The organism is Tunturiibacter psychrotolerans (assembly GCF_051013365.1).
GTDB classification, from domain to species: Bacteria; Acidobacteriota; Terriglobia; order Terriglobales; family Acidobacteriaceae; genus Edaphobacter; species Edaphobacter psychrotolerans_A.
Map to the genome: position 1 here is coordinate 3,466,110 of NZ_CP132941.1, position 18,704 is coordinate 3,484,813.

20 protein-coding genes are annotated in these 18,704 nt (G+C 58.2%); 16 read left to right on the forward strand and 4 right to left on the reverse strand.

What is annotated here, in order from left to right; genetic code table 11:
• Window positions 1-37 precede the first annotated feature (37 nt).
• Both RBB76_RS14345 and RBB76_RS14350 read right to left on the reverse strand, forming a co-directional pair.
• A complete protein-coding gene (locus RBB76_RS14345) occupies window positions 38-646 on the reverse strand; it encodes a hypothetical protein (RefSeq protein WP_429630277.1) in 609 nt (202 codons plus the stop codon).
• A 74-nt stretch (window positions 647-720) separates the two neighbouring features.
• A complete protein-coding gene (locus RBB76_RS14350; RefSeq protein ID WP_429630276.1) occupies window positions 721-1,503 on the reverse strand; it encodes an enoyl-CoA hydratase/isomerase family protein in 783 nt (260 codons plus the stop codon).
• Between the two features lie 53 nt (window positions 1,504-1,556).
• Here RBB76_RS14350 and ribH point away from each other — a divergent pair, with 53 nt between their 5' ends.
• Together ribH and nusB are read left to right on the forward strand one after the other, a co-directional pair.
• Window positions 1,557-2,438 (forward strand): 6,7-dimethyl-8-ribityllumazine synthase, encoded by an 882-nt coding sequence (gene ribH, locus RBB76_RS14355; protein ID WP_429630274.1) that lies wholly within the window; start codon window positions 1,557-1,559, stop codon window positions 2,436-2,438.
• Window positions 2,438-2,860, forward strand: a complete 423-nt coding sequence (gene nusB / locus RBB76_RS14360; protein ID WP_429630272.1) for a transcription antitermination factor NusB — start codon at window positions 2,438-2,440, stop codon at window positions 2,858-2,860. The genes ribH and nusB overlap by 1 nt, the downstream gene beginning before the upstream one ends.
• Window positions 2,861-3,001: 141 nt before the next feature.
• On the opposite strand, the gene RBB76_RS14365 is transcribed toward nusB, so the two are convergent.
• Both RBB76_RS14365 and RBB76_RS14370 read right to left on the reverse strand, forming a co-directional pair.
• The gene (locus tag RBB76_RS14365) at window positions 3,002-5,452 is read right to left on the reverse strand and encodes a YncE family protein (RefSeq protein WP_429630270.1); all 2,451 of its coding nucleotides are present in this window, start codon (window positions 5,450-5,452) and stop codon (window positions 3,002-3,004) included.
• 220 nt (window positions 5,453-5,672) lie between these two features.
• On the reverse strand, window positions 5,673-7,832 hold the full coding sequence (locus RBB76_RS14370; protein WP_429630268.1) for a S9 family peptidase: 2,160 nt from the start codon (window positions 7,830-7,832) through the stop codon (window positions 5,673-5,675).
• 645 nt (window positions 7,833-8,477) lie between these two features.
• Here RBB76_RS14370 and rpsL point away from each other — a divergent pair.
• The 14 genes from rpsL to rpmC all read left to right on the forward strand — a co-directional run bounded on the left by rpsL (window position 8,478) and on the right by rpmC (window position 18,703).
• A complete protein-coding gene (gene rpsL, locus RBB76_RS14375) occupies window positions 8,478-8,864 on the forward strand; it encodes a 30S ribosomal protein S12 (protein ID WP_123489299.1) in 387 nt (128 codons plus the stop codon).
• A gap of 111 nt (window positions 8,865-8,975) precedes the next feature.
• The gene (gene rpsG, locus RBB76_RS14380) at window positions 8,976-9,446 is read left to right on the forward strand and encodes a 30S ribosomal protein S7 (protein ID WP_158943903.1); all 471 of its coding nucleotides are present in this window, start codon (window positions 8,976-8,978) and stop codon (window positions 9,444-9,446) included.
• Between the two features lie 82 nt (window positions 9,447-9,528).
• Window positions 9,529-11,628 carry an elongation factor G gene (gene fusA / locus RBB76_RS14385; protein ID WP_429630265.1) on the forward strand — a complete coding sequence of 700 codons (2,100 nt, stop codon included), beginning with the start codon at window positions 9,529-9,531 and terminating at the stop codon, window positions 11,626-11,628.
• Between the two features lie 64 nt (window positions 11,629-11,692).
• Window positions 11,693-12,880 (forward strand): elongation factor Tu, encoded by a 1,188-nt coding sequence (tuf, locus tag RBB76_RS14390; protein ID WP_429630263.1) that lies wholly within the window; start codon window positions 11,693-11,695, stop codon window positions 12,878-12,880.
• Window positions 12,881-13,005: 125 nt separating this feature from the next.
• A complete protein-coding gene (gene rpsJ / locus RBB76_RS14395) occupies window positions 13,006-13,323 on the forward strand; it encodes a 30S ribosomal protein S10 (RefSeq protein WP_013581294.1) in 318 nt (105 codons plus the stop codon).
• A gap of 95 nt (window positions 13,324-13,418) precedes the next feature.
• Window positions 13,419-14,156 (forward strand): 50S ribosomal protein L3, encoded by a 738-nt coding sequence (gene rplC / locus RBB76_RS14400; protein ID WP_429630261.1) that lies wholly within the window; start codon window positions 13,419-13,421, stop codon window positions 14,154-14,156.
• 89 nt (window positions 14,157-14,245) lie between these two features.
• Window positions 14,246-14,923, forward strand: a complete 678-nt coding sequence (gene rplD, locus RBB76_RS14405) for a 50S ribosomal protein L4 (protein ID WP_429630259.1) — start codon at window positions 14,246-14,248, stop codon at window positions 14,921-14,923.
• Entirely contained in the window at window positions 14,924-15,217 is a 294-nt protein-coding gene (locus RBB76_RS14410; RefSeq protein WP_183975620.1) for a 50S ribosomal protein L23, read from the forward strand. It begins immediately after the preceding gene.
• A gap of 82 nt (window positions 15,218-15,299) precedes the next feature.
• Window positions 15,300-16,124, forward strand: coding sequence for a 50S ribosomal protein L2 (gene rplB / locus RBB76_RS14415; protein ID WP_183768682.1), 825 nt, complete (start codon window positions 15,300-15,302; stop codon window positions 16,122-16,124).
• A gap of 96 nt (window positions 16,125-16,220) precedes the next feature.
• Entirely contained in the window at window positions 16,221-16,508 is a 288-nt protein-coding gene (gene rpsS / locus RBB76_RS14420) for a 30S ribosomal protein S19 (RefSeq protein WP_020715229.1), read from the forward strand.
• Between the two features lie 90 nt (window positions 16,509-16,598).
• A complete protein-coding gene (rplV, locus tag RBB76_RS14425; protein ID WP_429630256.1) occupies window positions 16,599-17,123 on the forward strand; it encodes a 50S ribosomal protein L22 in 525 nt (174 codons plus the stop codon).
• 79 nt (window positions 17,124-17,202) lie between these two features.
• Complete coding sequence (gene rpsC / locus RBB76_RS14430; protein WP_158943402.1) at window positions 17,203-17,877, forward strand: 30S ribosomal protein S3; 675 nt, start codon at window positions 17,203-17,205, stop codon at window positions 17,875-17,877.
• A gap of 75 nt (window positions 17,878-17,952) precedes the next feature.
• Window positions 17,953-18,387, forward strand: coding sequence for a 50S ribosomal protein L16 (gene rplP, locus RBB76_RS14435; protein WP_183768693.1), 435 nt, complete (start codon window positions 17,953-17,955; stop codon window positions 18,385-18,387).
• Between the two features lie 40 nt (window positions 18,388-18,427).
• The gene (gene rpmC / locus RBB76_RS14440) at window positions 18,428-18,703 is read left to right on the forward strand and encodes a 50S ribosomal protein L29 (protein WP_020715225.1); all 276 of its coding nucleotides are present in this window, start codon (window positions 18,428-18,430) and stop codon (window positions 18,701-18,703) included.
• Window position 18,704 lies beyond the last annotated feature (1 nt).

Sequence of the window (18,704 nt, forward strand, 5' to 3'; positions counted from 1 at the left end):
GAAGATCAGACCTGCTTGCGTAGGCGAGTTCGCGAGATCAACTGCGTCCGTTGTCGCTCCACTCGTAGACGACTACGCCGAGGTCGCTGAGGGTTTTGATGACGCTCTCCATGTTGCGACGAACCTGCGGGCGGGCACTCACGGGGACTTCGTGGGCTTCTTCTACTGCGATGACGCGGCCATAAGGCCAGGAGTCTTCGGGGATGGCATTGAGCGCGGTGGGAAGGTCGGACACGCGTACGTTCAGATCGCGACGGCGTGCGCCGATGGGTCGCAGCATACCGCCGACGCCGAGGTTGCTGGTGTTGGCATCAGCGACAACGACGTGCAGGGTCGCCATTCCGCCTTGCACGGTGATGTATGGGTTCTCCCAGAGATTGAGGCTCTTTACGGCCATGTAGCGGGTCTTCGAGGGAGGGGGGATGAGCTCCATCTGCTGGCGGGCGAGGGCTGTCTCCTGCTGCTGCTCGGCCGCGAGCGCGTTGGCCTCAGAGACGTTGGGAATGGAGGGGATGGAGGGGCGAGAACAGCCGGTGAGAGCCAGTGAGAGAGCGAGGGCGGATAAGGGCAGGGAGGAGCGAAGCAGCGAATGGCTTAAGAGCGAAGGTCGGGATAGAGAGGGGCTTGATAAAAACTGTCTGGGCACGATCACAGCATACCAAGCCCTCGCATCGATCAAAAGGGCAAAATTCCCTGTAATTCCTGACAAAGGCCGGTGATTTATTGCCCTGTCCACACGGGGGCGCGTTTTTCCAGAAAGGCTTTGGTGCCCTCCTGCTTGTCGGCGGTTGCGTAGAGGCGTCCGAAGATCTTTGCTTCCATGTCGATGGCCTCTTCGAGGCTGACTTCGCTTCCGTCGCGGACGGCTTCGAGGCAGCCGGAGACGGCGAGCGGTGCCATGCCGACGATGGTCTTGGCGAGGGCTTCGGCGCGTTCCATGAGCTTGTCGGCGGGGAGGACTTCATCGACCAGGCCGATTCGCAGCGCTTCGGCGGCGCCGATCATGTCGCCGGTGAGAAGGAGTTTTAGCGCCGCTGGCTGACCGACGAGGCGAGGGAGGCGCTGGCTTCCACCGTAGCCGGGGATTAGGCCGAGCTTTACTTCGGGCTGGCCGAGGCGTGCCGTTTCGCTGGCGAGGCGCATGGTGCAGGCCATGGCGAGCTCGCAGCCGCCGCCGAGGGCGAAGCCGTTGATGCAGGCGATGACAGGCTTCCCGCAGGTCTCGATGAGGCGAAAGACGGCCTGGCCGCGGCGGGCTTTGGCCTCTCCTGCGATGGGGTCAGTGCCGGCTAGTTCGTTGATGTCTGCGCCTGCTGCGAAGGCTTTTTCGCCGGAGCCGGTGAGGAGGATGACCCGCACGGCTTGGTCGGTTGCGAGCGTGGTGAAGACGGCTTCGAGTTCGTCGAAGACCTGGGCGTTCAGGGCGTGGAGCACCTTGGGGCGGTTCAGCGTGACACGCGCTATCTGATCCTTTACCTCACATAACAGTGTTTCGTAGTTCACAGACCACTCCTCGGGCAAGCTTGCTTCGCACTCCAGACGATACAATCGAATCTATGATTAAGGGAATTACGCTTGTGAGCGCGATCGCCTCGGAGGGTGAGTTTGGCCGTGTCGCCAGCCTGTTTTCTGCTCTTGGCTTTGAAGAGGGCAAGGGGTGGCAGGATGCGCAGGGCCGCGGGAGAGCATTTCTGGCGCCTGTTGGGAACCTTGAGTTTGTCGCTGGAAGGGCGCCTGCGGTGCCTCCTGTGCTGGTCGAGACAACGCAGCTGGATCACATTCGTTCGCTCGTGGAAAAGTGGTTGCTCGCCAGCTACCGCAGCGAGGAGATCGCGGATATTCTGTCGGCCACTGAGCTGACGCATTGGAACAGCAGACTCTTCAGCGTGCAGATTAGTCCGGAGCTGAGGATTGGGTTCTGGCAGTCGGAGAATCCGCTTCATGGCTTGCCTGAGGCGATTGAGGGCGACTTGAGCGCCGCGAATATGCGCTTTGCCGTGGTGACGACGCGGTGGAATACGGTGATTACCGACAGGCTGCTGCAGGGCTCGCTGGATGCACTGCATCGCAGTGGTGCTGCCAAGGCGGACATTGAGGTTGTTCGGGTTCCTGGTGCGTGGGAGGTGCCGAACGCCGCGCGGACGCTGGCGGAGTCGAAGAAGTTTGATGCCATCATTACGCTGGGGTGCCTGCTTCGCGGCGAGACGGCGCATTACGAGGCGATTTACAACGAGGTGGCGCGGGGGATTGGCCAGTCGCAACAGGATACCGGGATTCCGCATGCTTTTGGGGTGCTGACTTGCGAAACACTGGAGCAGGCGTTAGACCGCGCTGGGCTCAAGGCAGGGAATAAAGGGTTTGAGGCGGCCAGTGCGGCGATTGAGATGGTGTCGATTCAGCGTAAGCTCGCAGCGCAGAACGGCCAGGTGAAGAAATAATGGGTACCCGCCGGAAGTCGCGTGAGCTTACGATGCAAATGTTGTTTCAGGGGGACCTGGGCAAGCAGCCGCCTGAGCAGGTACAGAAGCTTTTCTGGGCTTCGGTGGAAGATGTGGACGCCGAGACGCGCGGATTTGCTGAGGATCTTTATCGCATCGCTACGACTCGCGATGAGGAGATCGATAAGCTGATTGAAGCGCATGCGCAGAACTGGCGTCTGGAGCGGATGCCGGTGGTTGACCGGAATCTGCTGCGTGCGGCGGTCGCTGAGATGTTGGGATTTCCCAATACGCCTGCTGCGATCATCATCAACGAGACGCTGGAGATTGGACGGCGGTTTGCTGCGCCTGAGTCGATTCACTTTCTGAATGGCGTTCTGGATGCGATTGCGCGGGATGTGCTGAAGACGCGGCTTGCCTGAGACGGTGTCCTGCCGGACGGGCGCCCTGCGCGGGCGGCGGTCACTTCGTGACTTGTGTACCGGTTTTGGCTGGATGAAACGCTAGGTCCTCCCGTTGGTCGGCGCGGATCTTAGCTTGCGACCAACGGGAGCACCCTGATTCTAGGAAGTTGCCTTGCGCGGCTTCTGTACGAGCAGATTTGGTGTGACGATGTTTCCGTTCACGTCGGGTAGCTTCGGCGCGATTGGAGTGGTGGTGTCCTTGTAGGTGCCGTCGGTCTGTTTGGTGATGAGGTGGACGGCATTGTCACCTGATGTTCCAGCGAAGAAGGTCTGGTTGTCGGCGCTCACGACGCCAGCGACCGGTGCGATGGGAGTACCGAGTGCGGTCGAGAGGGGGATGCTGCCAAGGGTTCCGGCGCCGGTGGCTTGCGGGGTGTAGGTTGGCACGACGGCTCCGCTGCCCTGGTAGGTTATGAAGGCGATCTTCGAGTCCGAGGTGGGCAAGACGCCTGTGATTGCGGTAGCTGTTATGCCCGGCAGTGGCCCAGTGAAGGCGGTGCTGGTTGGAAACGTTTGCGGCTTGGTGAGGCCGGTCGTCGTGTTGGTTTCGGGGCATTCGTTGTTCGGCAGCCCGGGCGCGGTCGAGAGGTCGGTAAAGGTGGGGCTCGGCGTGACCGTCGCGCCAAGGACGTGCTGACCGTCGTCGGTAGTGGCGATTCGGTCTGTTTGTGGGCCAAGCACAGCGGCATCCGGGTAGAAGAGGTTGGTCGTGGTCGAAGAGGTGGTGGCCGGCAAGCCAACTATCGTCGCCTCCGGGCAATAGGAGCGGGCCGTGGTGTTGCTGCCGGCAAAGAAAGCGCCTACGCTTGGAACCCCAATCGCCACATCGCTGGTATTCACCGGCGTTGTCGAGTTGGGCAGCGTTGTTTGCGTCTGATACCAGCCGGTGAAGGTGGAGTGAACGAGGAGTTGGTTGTTCGGGTTGGTGACGCCGGTCGAGGCGTCGTAGTTGCCGAGGGTGATATAGACGGTGGTGCTGTCGGGCGAAAAGACGGCGTGAGTGCCAACGCCGCCGTACTGGGTTTGAATGCTCCCGGTTGTGTTGTAGAGGTAGACGAACTGGCGAATCGGGTCGGTGATGACGAGGGTGGATCCGTCGGGTGAGATTGCGAGAACAGAGCCGGGTACAGTCGTGTCCTGAGCGCCTAAGCTGTTTGTCGTGGCCGAGAAGGTCATCAACTCGAAGGAGCTTCCCATGTAGACCGTGCTGCCGTCGTTACTGATGACCATGGAGTTGGGCTGATACGGGAGACGAACCGGGCTGCCAAGCTGAGGCTGCGTGAAATCGACCGGAACCAGATAGAACGAGTTGGTGCTGGCGATATAGAGATTGGTGCTGTTGGTGCCTGGGGCTGTGACGAGAACAGGATTCGAGGTGATGGCTTTTCCGTTGCCGAAGAGACCAATCTGGTTGAACGGGGCAGGATTGCAAGTGGGCGGCTGGCAGACGGCAGTAATGGCCGCGGCGCCGGGGAAGATGGGGGTCACCGAGGCTGCGGAAGCAGCTGGAATTGTGGTGGGAGTCGTGGATTCGAAGTTGAGGGCGAGGCCGGTGAGGATTGTATTGTTTTTGTCTATCGCTAATACGTTGATCGGCTGAACGTTGTTGGGATTGACGGTGACGCTGGTGGAAGGTGTGGTTCCAACGGGTGCAGTGAGTGAGATCGAGATGGGAGGGCAGGTGGAGAAGAATCCTGCGGAACTTCCAGCGTTCGAGATATTTGCCGTGATGACGGTCGAACCTGGTTGCTGCGCTGTGGCGACGCCATTTTCGTCGATGGTGACAATAGCAGCGGTCTGCGGGGCGTAGGAGAGATGGCCGACCTGGCAACTGATATTCGCGCCGTTTCCGGCTACCACCCTGGCGGCCAGCTGGCTGGTGACGGATTGGGAGACGCAACCGTTTTCGGCGGCGGCGGTAGCGGTTGTCGGGACCGGTACGGCGCAGCAGCCGTTTCCGTTGGTGGTTTGCGCGCAGGTGGAGGCTTGCGTGTCAAACGCGGCGGGGCTGCAGTTGGTGGCCGGATCGTTGACGCAGTCTGTCGATAGCGGTCCGAGGGTCACATTGGTGACAACGGGATGGACAAAGACGGGAAGTGGGTTGCTGCTGACTCCGCCTCCATTTGCCACGACATAGACGGTGCCGGATTTGTTGGTGGGGTTGCAGGTTGTGAAGTCGGCGATGCCGCCGCCGGTGTTCCTGTTCCAGGTTCCTGCGCAGAGGCGGCCGGTGGTGGGCTGCACATCGGCGATGGTCATGTCAGGCTGGCCGTTCGGAAGGAAGGTGGCGTAGGTGTAGCTCGACACCGTTACGGTTGTCCCTTTGCAGTCGACTGCGGACGGTGCGCTAACCTGACTGATCTGCGAGAAGTTCAGCGAGACGCCGAAGATCTTTGGTTGAAGCGTGATGTTCGACACCTGGCCTACGGCAGGGCCGGTGTCTCCGCCGTTGCAGAAGACGGTGGCTGATTTTTTGGAGCAGCCTGAGATTGAGACACCAAAAGGAATCGTGAAAAGCAGAAGAAAAACTAACGTGAGAAACCGACGCATTGAACCTCCCCGTCCAACCAGAACTCAAGCTGAACGGTCACACCGCAACCGCTGGATAGCTGAACCCATAGTGTAAAAGCTGCACAGACCGGAAGCAAATCTTCCGGGCCTAAGAGTGAACGCTGGTTGGACGATCCAACCAATCATTTCGCATCGTGGGAAGATCGCTCCCTTCAGCAAAAAAAAGTGTTGAAGGGAGCGAGGCTTGGAGACGGACCGTCTAGTTTGCGGGCATCTCTGTTTCAAACCAGTTCAGAGCGCGCTCGAGAACGTCTCTTCGATGTGCGGGATCGCGGAATCCGTGTCCCTCGTTCGGGTATATCACCAACTGCGTCTTTACGCCTTCGGCGCGCAGCGCATGCCAGAACTCGAAGCTCTGCGGAGCGGGGCACTCGCCGTCGCGATCACCGACCACAACCAGGGTTGGCGTCTTGACCTTCTTGATGTATTCGATCGCCGAGCTCTTGGCGTAGACGTCTGCATCGTCATAGACGGTTTTCCCGAAGAATGGCACCATCCACTGGTCAATGGAGTTTTCGCCGTAGTAGCTCTTCCAGTCGCTGATGCCTGCTCCTGCGACTGCGGCCCGGAAGCGATTGGTTTGGGTGACGCCGAACATGGTCATGAAGCCGCCGTAGCTCCAGCCGGTGAGGCCTTCACGATTTTTGTCGATGGGAAAGCGCTTTTCGAGGACGTCCATACCGGCGAGGATGTCGTGCAGATCGCCGTAGCCGAAGTCCTTGACGTTGGCTTGTGTGAACTTCTCACCCTGGCCGTAGCTTCCGCGGGGGTTCGGCATGAAGACGAAGTATCCCAACGCTGAGAAGGGTACGCCGCCGTAGCCGACGCCGGGCCAGCGTGGGGTAACCGCTGCGGAAGGTCCGCCGTGAACATCCACGAGCAACGGATACTTCTTTTGAGGATCGTAGTTCGCAGGGTAGAGCAGCCATCCCTGAACTTTGAAGTCTCCGTTGGTCCATTCGATGTTCTCGGTCTTGCCCCAGACGGGCTTCAGATCGTCGTTGAGATGGGTGATCTGCTTGAGGTCATGAAGCGGGCCGGCCCATACCTCCGGTGCTCGCTCGAACGAGCTGCGGATGATGGCGATGGTATGTTCGCGCGAAAGGGACACGCTCATGACCAGATTGCCGGCACCGATGCTCTCGGGAAATGTGACACTGGCCTGCGGAATATCCTTGCCAGTAGCGAGATCAATCGCGGTGAGGTGACTGCTGCCGCCTACGTGCTCCGCAATGGCAAGGATCTCAGGGCCGGCCCAGCCAAAGAAGGCGACAGAGGCATTGCGGCCCGGCGTTACGTTCTTCGGTTCGCCTCCAGTGGAGGGGATCAGATAGAGATCGCCGCCCGTTGAGCCCTGGTCGCTCATAAGGCCGCCGATGAAGGCGATCTGCTTCCCGTTGGGCGACCAGCGGGGAACGGCGATCTGGAGGTTGTGGAGCGAGCCGGAGACTTTGGTGGTGTCCAGAAGCACGGAGGGAGTTCCCATCGGCGCTCCGTCTTCCTTGCAAATTTTTATCTTTCTTTGCTGGCCCTTATCGTCGGTGCTTTCGTGTTCGCCACATGCGGCGATGAAACCGACGCTCTGCGTATAGAGTTTTGCAACCCACCAGTTATTTTCGCCTGGCGAGTCGGCAGCGATATATGCGATGTTGCGTGAGTCTGGAGCCCAGTTGAACTCGTATACGTGAAGTTGAGGGTTAGGCGAGATCCAGTTTCCGAGGCCCGAAGCGACGTCTACTGCGTAGATTCGCTGCACCTCGACTCCGTCTTCGCCGATGACGCCGGACCATGGCTTCATGGCGGCTAGTGCGCCGGCGCTGCGGGTAGCATTCTCGACGAAGAGGAAGGCGATCGCCTTACCGTCTGGCGACCAGGCGAGGGAGTCGATGTTGCCTGTGAGATGAGTTAGTTGCTTGGATTCGCCGGTGCTCTTCGAATAGAGGAAGACCTGATCCTGTCCCTGCTGGTCGGTTTTTGCGGTGCAGTCGGAGACGAACGCGAGCGATTCTCCGTCGGGCGACCACTTCGGGTCCGAGCTGCTGCAACCGGTTGCTCCTGATCCGGTGCTCACAATCTTCTCTTTGGAGGGATCAGGATTCACTGCGTCGGACAGGTGGATTTGAGTGTTTCCATGAGACCGGAGGGACCAGGCTACGGTCGAGCCGTCGGGAGAGATAGCTACGTCGGTAGGGATCTTCGTTTTGCCGAGTGTCTCGATGAGCGAGCCGATCCGCGGATCTTTCGCGGTAGATGCGTCGGACTCTGCTTGTACTGCGGAGATGGGTCCAAGGAGAAGGACCGCGGTGAAGGCGATGAATTTGAAGGAGGTGGAACACGTGCGGAGATCTGCCAAAGCCATTCGAAAAGCCTAGCATGGAGGGGTGCTCTTTTGTCGTGATGGCAGCGGCTGCATCCCAGCTTGTGCAATTGCCGATTTTTGGTCGGAAAAGCGGCGAAAAATTTGACGTTTCGCCGTCATATTGATATTGTAAAAAGGTTCCGCGAGTATCCGGACCGTGTTGTAGGGGAAGCTCGACGCACGGGTGGGTGGAGAAAAACCCACGTGATCTTAGGTTCGCTTCCTGTCGCAAGACGGGTTGAGGATGATTGCGCTATACTGGATACAAGAGATTCACCGCAGGACATTCCCGGTCAGTGACTCGTTTGATTCATCGGATCTGAATGTCGTTCGTCTGCGGCCTATCGCAATCGTGCCTGCGACACCCTCCACCCAGGATGGGCTATGCGGGCCGGGACAGCGAAACGGAGTCGGCTCATCCTTTGAAAGTTAAGGAAAGGCGCTCGGCCACCGTCGACTGTTTACGTCTGGTTTGTTGTACCGGTTTACAGACGCAGCAGGGAAGATCTTCGTCAGAGACGCTTCAGCGTTCTCACTTTTTTGCGTGTACGGGGCTTGTACCGCAGGAGGCGAGGCTTGAATCCTACCTGTGCGTCTCACATAAGTTTGGTTGTCATGTTTCGCGCGCATTAACAAGGAGTTCTAGTGCCTACGTTCCATCAGCTCGTCAAGCAGGGCCGCACGCCCACTCGTTATAAGACCGCCAGTCCTGCGCTTCAGGGTTCGCCCCAGCGCCGTGGCGTCTGCACCCGCGTTTACACTCAGACCCCCAAGAAGCCGAACTCGGCTCTTCGCAAGGTTGCGCGTGTTCGCCTCACCAACGGGATCGAAGTTACGACCTACATCCCGGGCATCGGCCACAACCTGCAGGAGCACTCGATTGTGCTGATCCGCGGCGGCCGTGTGAAGGATCTGCCGGGCGTTCGGTATCACGTGGTTCGCGGCACGCTCGACTCGGTCGGCGTAGCCAACCGCAAGCAAAGCCGCTCGAAGTACGGCGCGAAGCGTCCGAAGGCTGCTGCTGCGAAGTAGTTTGTCGTTTTGAGATCAACCCGGCTGGCTGAGTGAAATCGGCTGGTCGCATCAATCAGGTTCAGGGCTTGAGAGTTCTACGGTCCTGAAGGAAGACGAGAAGAGAAAGCAATGCCGAGAAAAGGTTACATCGCAAAGCGTGAAGTTGCTGCAGATCCGGTCTACAACTCGACCCTGGTCACGAAGTTTGTGAACTCGATGATGTGGGGCGGAAAGAAGTCGACCGCGCAGGGCATCTTCTACACCGCCATGACCAACCTTGAGCAGAAGGGTGGCGACGAAGCCCTCAAGCTGTTCAAGAAGGCAATCGAGAACTGCAAGCCGCTTCTCGAGGTCAAGAGCCGCCGAGTTGGTGGTGCGAACTACCAGGTGCCGATCGAAGTTCTGCCAGAGCGCCGCACCTCGCTCGCTATTCGCTGGCTTGTGACTTATGGCCGCGCACGTGGCGAGAAGGGCATGGTTGAGAAGCTCACCGCTGAGCTGCTCGATGCTGCCAACGGCCGTGGCGCCGCGATGAAGAAGAAGGAAGACGTTCACCGTATGGCCGAAGCCAACAAGGCTTTCGCGCACTACCGCTGGTAGTTGGTCTCCAGCAGCGTCCTTGGGATTTTAGGTTCAACGCAGTTATTACCGCGAGCAGATGCTCGCAGATGAGAGATAGATCGTGGCACGCACTACACCTCTGAATCGTTGCCGGAACATCGGTATCATGGCGCACATCGACGCCGGCAAGACGACGACGACCGAGCGCATTCTCTTCTATACGGGTATCACGCACCGTATCGGAGAAGTGCACGAGGGAACTGCGACCATGGACTGGATGGAGCAGGAGCAGGAGCGCGGAATTACGATTACTTCTGCCGCGACGACCTGCACCTGGAAGAACATCCGCATCAACATCATTGACACGCCTGGCCACGTGGACTTCACGGCCGAGGTGGAGCGTTCGCTCCGCGTGCTGGATGGTGCGGTTGCCTGCTTCGACGCCGTTGCCGGTGTGCAGCCTCAGTCCGAGACTGTCTGGCGTCAGGCCGACAAGTACAAGGTGCCCAGGATCTGCTTTATCAACAAGATGGACAAGGCCGGTGCGGACGCTGTTTACGCGACTTCGACGATTGTTGATCGTTTAGGCGCACGCGCTGTGCCGATCAATATTCAGATTGGAGCTGAGGCGAAGTTTCTCGGTGTCGTCGACCTGGTCACGATGAAGGCGATCTACTGGCACGACGAGACCATGGGCGCTGAGTACTCGGTGGAAGAGATTCCTGCCGAACTGCTCGACAAGGCGAAGGCTGCTCGTGCGTACCTGATCGAGGCTGTCTCTGACTCTGATGACGAGATTATGCACCTTTATCTCGAAGGGCAGGAGCCGACTGAAGCTCAGCTGAAGGCCGGCATCCGCAAGGCGACCATCGCGATGAACATCTTCCCGGTGCTCTGCGGTTCGTCCTTCAAGAACAAGGGCGTTCAGACGTTGCTTGATGCAGTTGTCGATTACCTGCCTAGCCCGCTCGATATTCCTCCCATGATCGGTCACAACCCCGACAATATGGAAGAAGAGGTTATCCGCAAAGCTGATGACAGCGAGCCGTTCTCGGCGCTCGGCTTCAAGATCATGACCGACCCGTTCGTTGGTCAGCTGATCTTCATCCGCGTCTACTCGGGTCAGTTGAAGACTGGTGATTCGGTGTTGAATCCGCGTACCGGCAAGACGGAGCGTATTGGCCGCCTGTTGAAGATGCACGCCAACAAGCGGGAAGAGATTACCGAGATCCTCGCGGGCGATATCTGCGCTGCGGTTGGTCTCAAGAATCTCGTTACGGGCGACACGATCTGCACGGACAAGCACCCTGTTGTGCTTGAGTCGATCGACTTCCCGGCACCGGTTATTGAAGTTGCTGTGGAACCGAAGACGAAGGCTGACCAGGAAAAGATGGGCATGGCGCTTGCCAAGCTCGCGCAGGAAGATCCTACGTTCCGTGTTCGCACGGATATCGATTCGGGCCAGACGATCATCGCCGGAATGGGCGAACTGCACCTTGAGATCATCGTCGACCGCATGATGCGTGAGTATAAGGTCGAGGCCAACGTTGGTAAGCCACAGGTGAACTACCGCGAGACGATTCGAGCCAACGCCGAAGCTGAAGGCAAGTACATCCGTCAGACGGGTGGTTCGGGTAACTACGGCCACGCGAAGATTCGTATCTCGCCCAATGAACCGGGCAAGGGCTACGAGTTCAGCAACGACACCAAGGGAGGAGCGATTCCCAAGGAGTACATCAAGCCGATCGACCAGGGTATTCAGGACGCGATGCAGCGCGGTGTTCTGGCTGGCTACGAGATGGTGGACGTCAAGGTTTCGCTGTACGACGGTAGCTATCACGATGTCGACTCGAACGAAATGGCATTCAAGATCGCTGGTTCGATGGCGTTCAAGGAAGCCGCTCGCAAGGCGAAGCCGGTTCTGCTGGAGCCGGTGATGTCGGTCGAAGTGACTGTTCCTGAGGAGTACATGGGTACGATCATCGGCGACCTCAACAGCCGTCGCGGCCGTATCGAAGGCATGGAGATGGTTGGTGGCACGCAGGCGATCAAGGCCACTGTACCGCTGAGCACGATGTTTGGTTACGCCACGCATATGCGGTCGTCTACGCAGGGTCGCGCGAACTACTCGATGCAGTTCAAGCAGTACGAAGAGGCGCCTCGCTCGGTTTCGGAAGAGATCATTGCCAAGGTGCAGGGCAAAGAAGCAAACGCAAAGTAACCGCGAGGCCTAGTCTTCGCACGAATTTAGAAGTCAACGAGATACAGGAAACACGGAGAGAGTCATGGGCAAGGAAAAGTTTGACCGGTCAAAGCCGCACGTAAACATCGGGACGATCGGGCACATCGATCATGGCAAGACGACGCTGACGGCGGCGATTACGAAGGTGTTGAGCAAGCACAACCCGAACAACAAGTTCCGTTCGTTCGATACGATCGACAACGCACCGGAAGAGCGCGAGCGCGGTATTACGATTGCGACCTCGCACGTAGAGTACGAGACCCCGAACCGTCACTATGCGCACGTTGACTGCCCGGGTCACGCGGACTACATCAAGAATATGATCACCGGCGCAGCGCAGATGGACGGCGCGATCCTGGTGGTTGCAGCGACCGACGGTCCGATGCCCCAGACCAAGGAGCACGTTCTGTTGGCGCGCCAGGTTGGCGTTCCCTACATCGTCGTGTTCCTGAACAAGTGCGATGCGGTTGAGGACGAAGAGCTGATCGAGCTGGTTGAGCTTGAGGTTCGCGAGCTGTTATCGAAGTACGACTACCCGGGCGACGACACTCCGATCATCCGTGGTTCGGCCCTGGGCGCGCTCAACGGCGAAGCCAAGTGGGAAGCCAAGATCGACGAGTTGATGGATGCGGTCGACAAGTATGTTCCGCAGCCTGAGCGTGCGGTGGATCTGCCGTTCCTGATGCCGATCGAAGATATCTTCTCGATCTCTGGCCGTGGAACTGTGGTGACCGGCCGTATCGAGCGTGGCAAGGTGAAGGTTGGCGAGGACTGCGAGATCGTAGGCTTCCGCGAGACCCGCAAAACGGTCTGCACCGGCGTTGAGATGTTCAAGAAGCAGCTGGACGAGGGTCTGGCAGGCGACAACGCGGGGCTTCTGCTGCGCGGTATTGCGAAGGAAGATGTGGAGCGCGGGATGGTGTTGGCCAAGCCTGGTTCGATCAAGCCCCACACCGACTTCAAGGGCGAGGTTTACGTGCTCTCGAAGGAAGAGGGTGGACGTCACACTCCGTTCTTCAACGGCTACCGTCCCCAGTTCTACTTCCGTACGACGGACGTGACGGGTTCGGCGAAGCTTCCTGCGGGCACCGAGATGTGCATGCCCGGCGACAACATCCAGCTGGAGATCACGCTGCATACGCCCGTCGCGATGGAGAAGGGTCTGCGCTTCGCTATCCGCGAAGGCGGACGCACCGTCGGAGCTGGCACCATCAGCGAGATCATCAAGTAAAGAACGTGCACCACAGAGTCTTTTAGTTGTTGCTGTTTTGAAAATCGAGGGCTGCCGGTACGTGCAGAAGTTCATGGCCGGCAGTTACTCCAAACGATCTTTGAGTAGCGTGAAAGAGACAAACAATGGCTGGACAGAGAATCAGAATTCGTTTGAAGGCATATGACTACCGCGTGCTGGATACGTCGACCGGCGAGATCGTCGAGACGGCAAAACGCACCGGTGCTCAGGTTGCGGGTCCCATTCCGCTGCCGACGATGAAGAACAAGTACTGCGTTCTTCGCTCGCCCCACGTCGATAAGAAGTCGCGCGAGGCCTTTGAGATCAGGACGCACAAGCGACTGATCGACATCCTCGAGCCGACCCAGCAGACGGTAGATGCGTTGATGAAGCTGGATCTGCCTGCAGGCGTGGACGTCGAGATCAAGACGGTTCAGAAGTAAAGAATCTTTCGGCGAAGTGTTTGAGGTTTCGCTTTAGAAGTATTAACCCGGCAGTGCTGAGCTGAAGTTCAGCATGATGAGGAAAGGAAGCTCCAATGTCAGTAGTAGGAATTCTCGGAAAAAAAGTCGGCATGACGCAGATCTTCGACGAGCGCGGTGATATTCACCCCGTGACCGTACTGAAGGCTGGTCCTTGCGTGATCACTCAGTTGAAGACGCTTGCGAAGGATGGTTATGAAGCCGCGCAGATCGGCTACGTCGACTTCGTCAAGGCCTCCAAGGTCAACAAGGCGATGACTGGTCACTTTGCCAAGTCGGATGTGCCTCCGGTCAGGATGATCCGCGAGGTCGGTCTCGAAGCGGTGAAGACTGCTGAAGGCGAAGAGAAGGTAACGGCCAAGGCTGGCGATCGCATTCTGGTTGACATCTTCAACGACGAGCGTTTCGTCGATGTAATTGGAACCTCCAAGGGTCGCGGTTTCGCTGGTGTTATCCGTCGTCACGGATTTGGTGGCGGTCCCAAGTCGCACGGTCACATGTTCCAGGTGCAGGGTTCGATCGGAGCTTCCTCGTTCCCGTCTCGTGTATTCCCTGGCCAGCGTATGCCGGGCCACATGGGCGATGCACAGATCACGGTTCGCAACCTGCGTATTCGTGGAATCGATCTTGATGACAACCTTCTGCTGGTCGAAGGCGCAGTACCTGGCCCACGTGATGGTTTCGTGCTGATCTCGAAGGCTAAGGCTCCGCCGCGTGAGCGTCGTGGGTTTGCTGGAGAAGCCACGAAGGACGCGTTGAAGGCTTCGAAGAAGGCTTCGCCGAAGAAGAAGTAAAAGTTTTAAACAGAAGCACGTTATTCAAGTGCTTACCAAACAAAGTTTTTGCTCGCCGCATCGATGGCGAGCGCAAAGAGAGAAGAACGATGGCAAACATCAACGTAGTAAATCTCGCTGGAGCCAAAGTCGGAGAGTTCGAACTCGTCGACGAGGTATTCGCGGCAGAGGTCAACGACGGCCTCCTCTGGGAGTCGGTCAAGCACTACCGTGCCGCTCTTCGGCAGGGAACGGCAGCTACTAAGAACCGCAATCAGGTCTCTGGTGCGGGTAAGAAGCTTTGGAAGCAGAAGGGAACCGGGCGTGCACGTGTCGGTTCGATTCGCACTCCGCTCTGGCGTGGTGGTGGTACGGTCCATGGACCGAAGCCGCGTAGCTACGAGTATTCCTTCCCGCAGAAGAAGCTGATGGGGGCACTTCGCTCCGCGATCTCCGCGAAGATCAACGACGGCAAGTTCACCGTTGTCGATTCCTTCGAGGTACCCGAGGCAAAGACCAAACTCTTCCGCAACGCGCTGAACAAGCTCGAAGCGGGTAAGACGACCCTCCTGGTTGAGAGCAGCCGCAAGCTTGATGAGAAGCTTTATCTCGGCTCGCGCAATCTGCAGGGTGTGGAGTTGGTTCTCAGCTCTGAGGTTCACCCTTACGATCTGCTCCGCTACGAGCACGCTGTGTTCTCAAAGGATGCCATCGAGGCTCTTCAGGAGACTCTCAAGAAGTTTGTATCGAAGCGCAGCAAAGCCGCCGCGCAGAAGGAGGTTGCGTAAATGCCAACTCTCTATACCGTTATTCGCCGCCCCCTCATTACCGAGAAGGGCATGACCGTCAAGGAGACGCAGAACACTTTGGTGTTTGAAGTCGCCCTGAAGGCCACCAAGACCGAAGTCAAGCAGGCTGTTGAAACACTCTTCAAGGTCAAAGTTACTGGTGTTCGCACCTCGACCGTTGAAGGCAAGGAGCGTCGCCGTGGCAAGTTTGCCGGCTTTCGCCCCGATTGGAAGAAGGCTTACGTTCGCCTGAAGGATGGCGAGAAGATGCCGGAGTATCTCAACAGTCTCTAAGCGCGAGTTTGTTTCGCAGCAACAGAATTCAGGACCGAAGCGCGGCTAAGCGATTAGCAGCGCGGGCAAGGGAATAAAGACGATGCCGATCAAATCATTTCGACCGATTACCCCATCACTCCGCTTCGCGACGAAGCTTGTCAACGATGACATTACGACAGACAAGCCTCATAAGCCGTTGCTTGGAGTCAAGCAGCGCACCGGCGGCCGCAACAACAACGGTGGCCTCACGATGCGTCACCACGGTGGCGGTCACAAGCAGAAGCTGCGCCTCATCGACTTCAAGCGCGACAAGTTCGGGATCCCCGGTACGGTCGCAACGGTTGAGTACGATCCGAACCGCAGCTCCCGCATCGCGCTGATCCACTACGCGGACGGCGAGAAGCGCTACATCATTCAGCCGATCGGTCTCACGGTTGGTCAGTCGATCATGAGCGGCCCCGAGGCTGATATCCTCGTCGGCAACGCGCTGCCTTTGAAGTTCATCCCGACCGGAACGATTGTGCATAACATCGAGCTTCGTCCGGGTAAGGGTGCGCAGATGGCTCGTTCGGCCGGCGCCCAGGTCAACCTGATTGCCAAGGAAGGCGACTACGCGCTTCTGAAGCTGCCCTCCGGCGAGACCCGCAAGGTTCTTGTCGAGTGCATGGCGACCATCGGCCAGGTTGGCAACACCGACCACGAGAACGTCACCATCGGCAAAGCCGGACGCAATCGCTGGAAGGGTATTCGCCCCTCGAACCGTGGTGTTTCGATGAACCCGGTCGACCACCCGCACGGTGGTGGAGAAGGTAAGACCTCGGGCGGCCGTCACCCAGTTACGCCTTGGGGCCAGCCTACCCGTGGATACAAGACCCGCAATAACAAGCGGACTGATGTGTTCATCGTGAAGCGTCGGACGAAGTAAGGACTAGCAGTTCCGCAGTAAAGGGCAACACCAAGTCTCGCAAGCAAGAGATTCGTCGTATCCAGCATCGCAACAAGAAAGTCGGAGCTTAGCAAAATGTCACGTTCAGCGAAAAAAGGTCCTTTCATCGACGATCACCTCATGAAGAAGATTGAGGGGATGAACCAGGTCAACGACAAGAAGGTACTGCGCACCTGGTCGCGCCGGTCCACGATTCACCCGGACTTCGTCGGTCACACCATTGCCGTTCACAACGGCCGCAAGTTCATTCCGGTGTACGTGACGGAGAACATGGTGGGCCACAAGCTTGGGGAGTTTTCGGCAACCCGCACCTTCAAAGGCCACTCCGCGCGTGCCGCTGAGACCTCCGCGAAGCCTAAATAAATCGGGCTGATCGTTTGCAGTTAGGTAAGACCGCGAGCCCGCGGCAACGGATAACGGGCAGCGAAGCAGAAGTTTTGAAGGACGAAGATTATGGCGAAGGCAGCAGAAAAAATCAGAGAGTTCCGCGCAGAAGCTAAGTTTCAGCGCACCAGCCCGCAGAAGGCGAAGCTTGTCCTTGATCTGATCAAGGGACTTCGCGTCGAGCAGGCGCTCAATACCGTTCACTTCAGCACCAAGCGCATGGCGCCCGTGGTCGAAAAGGTTCTGCGTTCAGCGATTCAGAACGCGACCTACGTCTCGCAGGAGCAGGGGCTTGATGTGGATGTCGATAATCTCTACGTCCGCACCGCAATCGCGAACGAAGGTCCGCGTATGAAGCGCATCCGCCCTGCCCCAATGGGCCGTGCGTTCCGCTACCAGCGCAGACTCGCACACATCATCGTGACGGTTGCGGAGAAGAAGTCGGCCACTGCGATCAGCGCAGCTGCTGATGCAACTCCGGCTCCAGCAGCGAAGAAGGGCACCAAGAAGGCAGCCACCAAGACCACGGCGAAGAAGCCCGCAGCCAAGAAGGCAGCTGCCAAGAAGCCAGCAGCGAAAAAGGCCGCGAAGTAAGCCGGTTTTCTTGTAAACTTAAAGTTTTGCACTACCGCCCACCGGCTCAACCGGAGAGGGCACGGAGTAAAGGGAAGCTATGGGACAGAAAGTCCATCCGTATGGGTTGCGCCTCGGCATCAACAAGCCGTGGAAGTCACGCTGGTTCGTGGAACGCGGCTATGACAAGCTGCTGGTCGAAGACGTCAAGCTGAAGGCTGAGCTGCGCGAGAAGCTGAAGGCTGCCGGTGTCAGCTCGGTTGAAGTCGAGCGCCCAGGCAACAAGCTGCGCCTGATCATCCGCACTGCGCGTCCGGGCATCATCATCGGCCGCAAGGGTGCCGAGATCGACAAGCTCAAGGCCGACATTCAGAAGCGCACCAGCCGCGAGGTCTTCATCGACATTCTCGAGGTCAACAAGCCAGAGCTTGATGCTCAGCTGGTTGCCGAGAACATCGCGTTGCAACTCGAGAAGCGCGTCAGCTTCCGTCGTGCGATGCGCAAGTCGGTTGACTCGGCGCTCCGCTTCGGCTGCAAGGGCATCAAGGTCCGCGTCTCCGGTCGTCTGAACGGAAACGAGATCGCCCGCTCCGAGTGGTACCTCCAAGGTCGTCTGCCGCTGCACACGCTGCGTGCCGACATCGACTACGGTTTTGCCGAAGCGCACACCACTTACGGCATCATCGGCGTCAAGACCTGGGTCTATCGCGGCGATATCTACGAGCAGAAGAAGCGTCGCGACCAGGGTGTTACGACTGGCGCATTCGCAAGCTAAGTTTTTTCCCGGCCTGGCCGGAGTTTCCGGGGAGCGTATTGAACGTATCCCTGAAAGAGTGAAGAGGGTTTTCTTATGTTGATGCCAAAGAAGGTCAAGTTCCGTAAGCAGCAGCGCGGACGAATGAAGGGCAAAGCGTGGCGCGGCTCCGATCTCTCCTTCGGCGACTTCGGCCTGAAGGTTATGGAGTGCGGTTATATTACCGACCGCCAGATCGAAGCCAGCCGTATCGCGATGACGCGTTTCATCAAGCGTGGCGGCAAGGTCTGGTTGCGTCTGTTCCCGGACAAGCCGATCACCAAGAAGCCCGCCGAAACCCGTATGGGTAAAGGTAAGGGCGCTCCGGATCACTGGGTCTGCGTTGTCCGTCCGGGCCGCATCCTGTTTGAGATGGAAGGCGTTACTCCTGAGCTCGCCAAAGAGGCGATGCGTCTCGCGGCTCACAAGCTTCCGCTCAAGACCAGCTTCGTACAGCGCCACGATGTGAAGGCGACGGTCGTTACCAAGTAAGACCAGGCTAAGTAGCTTTTAGTAGTGAAGGAAAAAGACAATGGAATTCGAAAAGATTAGCAATCTCAGTGACGAAGAGCTCAAGAGCGAGCAGGCCAAGGCCGGCGAGCAGCTCTTCCGCATCCGCTTCCAGAAGAGCCTCGGAAATAACGAAGGCATCAAGAAGCTGCGGACGCTCAAGCTGGACATCGCCCGCATTAAGACCGTCGAACGGCAGCGCACCCTGGCCGCCGAGAAGGCCGCTAACCCCGTCGTCGCCAACGTTGCGCCGGCCAAGAGCACTCGCACCGCCCGCAAGAAAGCGAAGAAGGACTAAT

Coding starts and splice junctions, on each gene's coding strand:
- rplP (WP_183768693.1), top strand. CDS start 17,953: ATGTTGATGCCAAAGAAGGTCAAGTTCCGTAAGCAGCAGCGCGGACGA.
- rplB (WP_183768682.1), top strand. CDS start 15,300: ATGCCGATCAAATCATTTCGACCGATTACCCCATCACTCCGCTTCGCG.
- RBB76_RS14370 (WP_429630268.1), bottom strand. CDS start 7,832: ATGGCTTTGGCAGATCTCCGCACGTGTTCCACCTCCTTCAAATTCATC.
- rpsC (WP_158943402.1), top strand. CDS start 17,203: ATGGGACAGAAAGTCCATCCGTATGGGTTGCGCCTCGGCATCAACAAG.
- rpsS (WP_020715229.1), top strand. CDS start 16,221: ATGTCACGTTCAGCGAAAAAAGGTCCTTTCATCGACGATCACCTCATG.
- nusB (WP_429630272.1), top strand. CDS start 2,438: ATGGGTACCCGCCGGAAGTCGCGTGAGCTTACGATGCAAATGTTGTTT.
- rpsJ (WP_013581294.1), top strand. CDS start 13,006: ATGGCTGGACAGAGAATCAGAATTCGTTTGAAGGCATATGACTACCGC.
- rplD (WP_429630259.1), top strand. CDS start 14,246: ATGGCAAACATCAACGTAGTAAATCTCGCTGGAGCCAAAGTCGGAGAG.
- ribH (WP_429630274.1), top strand. CDS start 1,557: ATGATTAAGGGAATTACGCTTGTGAGCGCGATCGCCTCGGAGGGTGAG.
- rpsG (WP_158943903.1), top strand. CDS start 8,976: ATGCCGAGAAAAGGTTACATCGCAAAGCGTGAAGTTGCTGCAGATCCG.
- rplV (WP_429630256.1), top strand. CDS start 16,599: ATGGCGAAGGCAGCAGAAAAAATCAGAGAGTTCCGCGCAGAAGCTAAG.
- RBB76_RS14365 (WP_429630270.1), bottom strand. CDS start 5,452: ATGCGTCGGTTTCTCACGTTAGTTTTTCTTCTGCTTTTCACGATTCCT.
- rpmC (WP_020715225.1), top strand. CDS start 18,428: ATGGAATTCGAAAAGATTAGCAATCTCAGTGACGAAGAGCTCAAGAGC.
- tuf (WP_429630263.1), top strand. CDS start 11,693: ATGGGCAAGGAAAAGTTTGACCGGTCAAAGCCGCACGTAAACATCGGG.
- RBB76_RS14410 (WP_183975620.1), top strand. CDS start 14,924: ATGCCAACTCTCTATACCGTTATTCGCCGCCCCCTCATTACCGAGAAG.
- rplC (WP_429630261.1), top strand. CDS start 13,419: ATGTCAGTAGTAGGAATTCTCGGAAAAAAAGTCGGCATGACGCAGATC.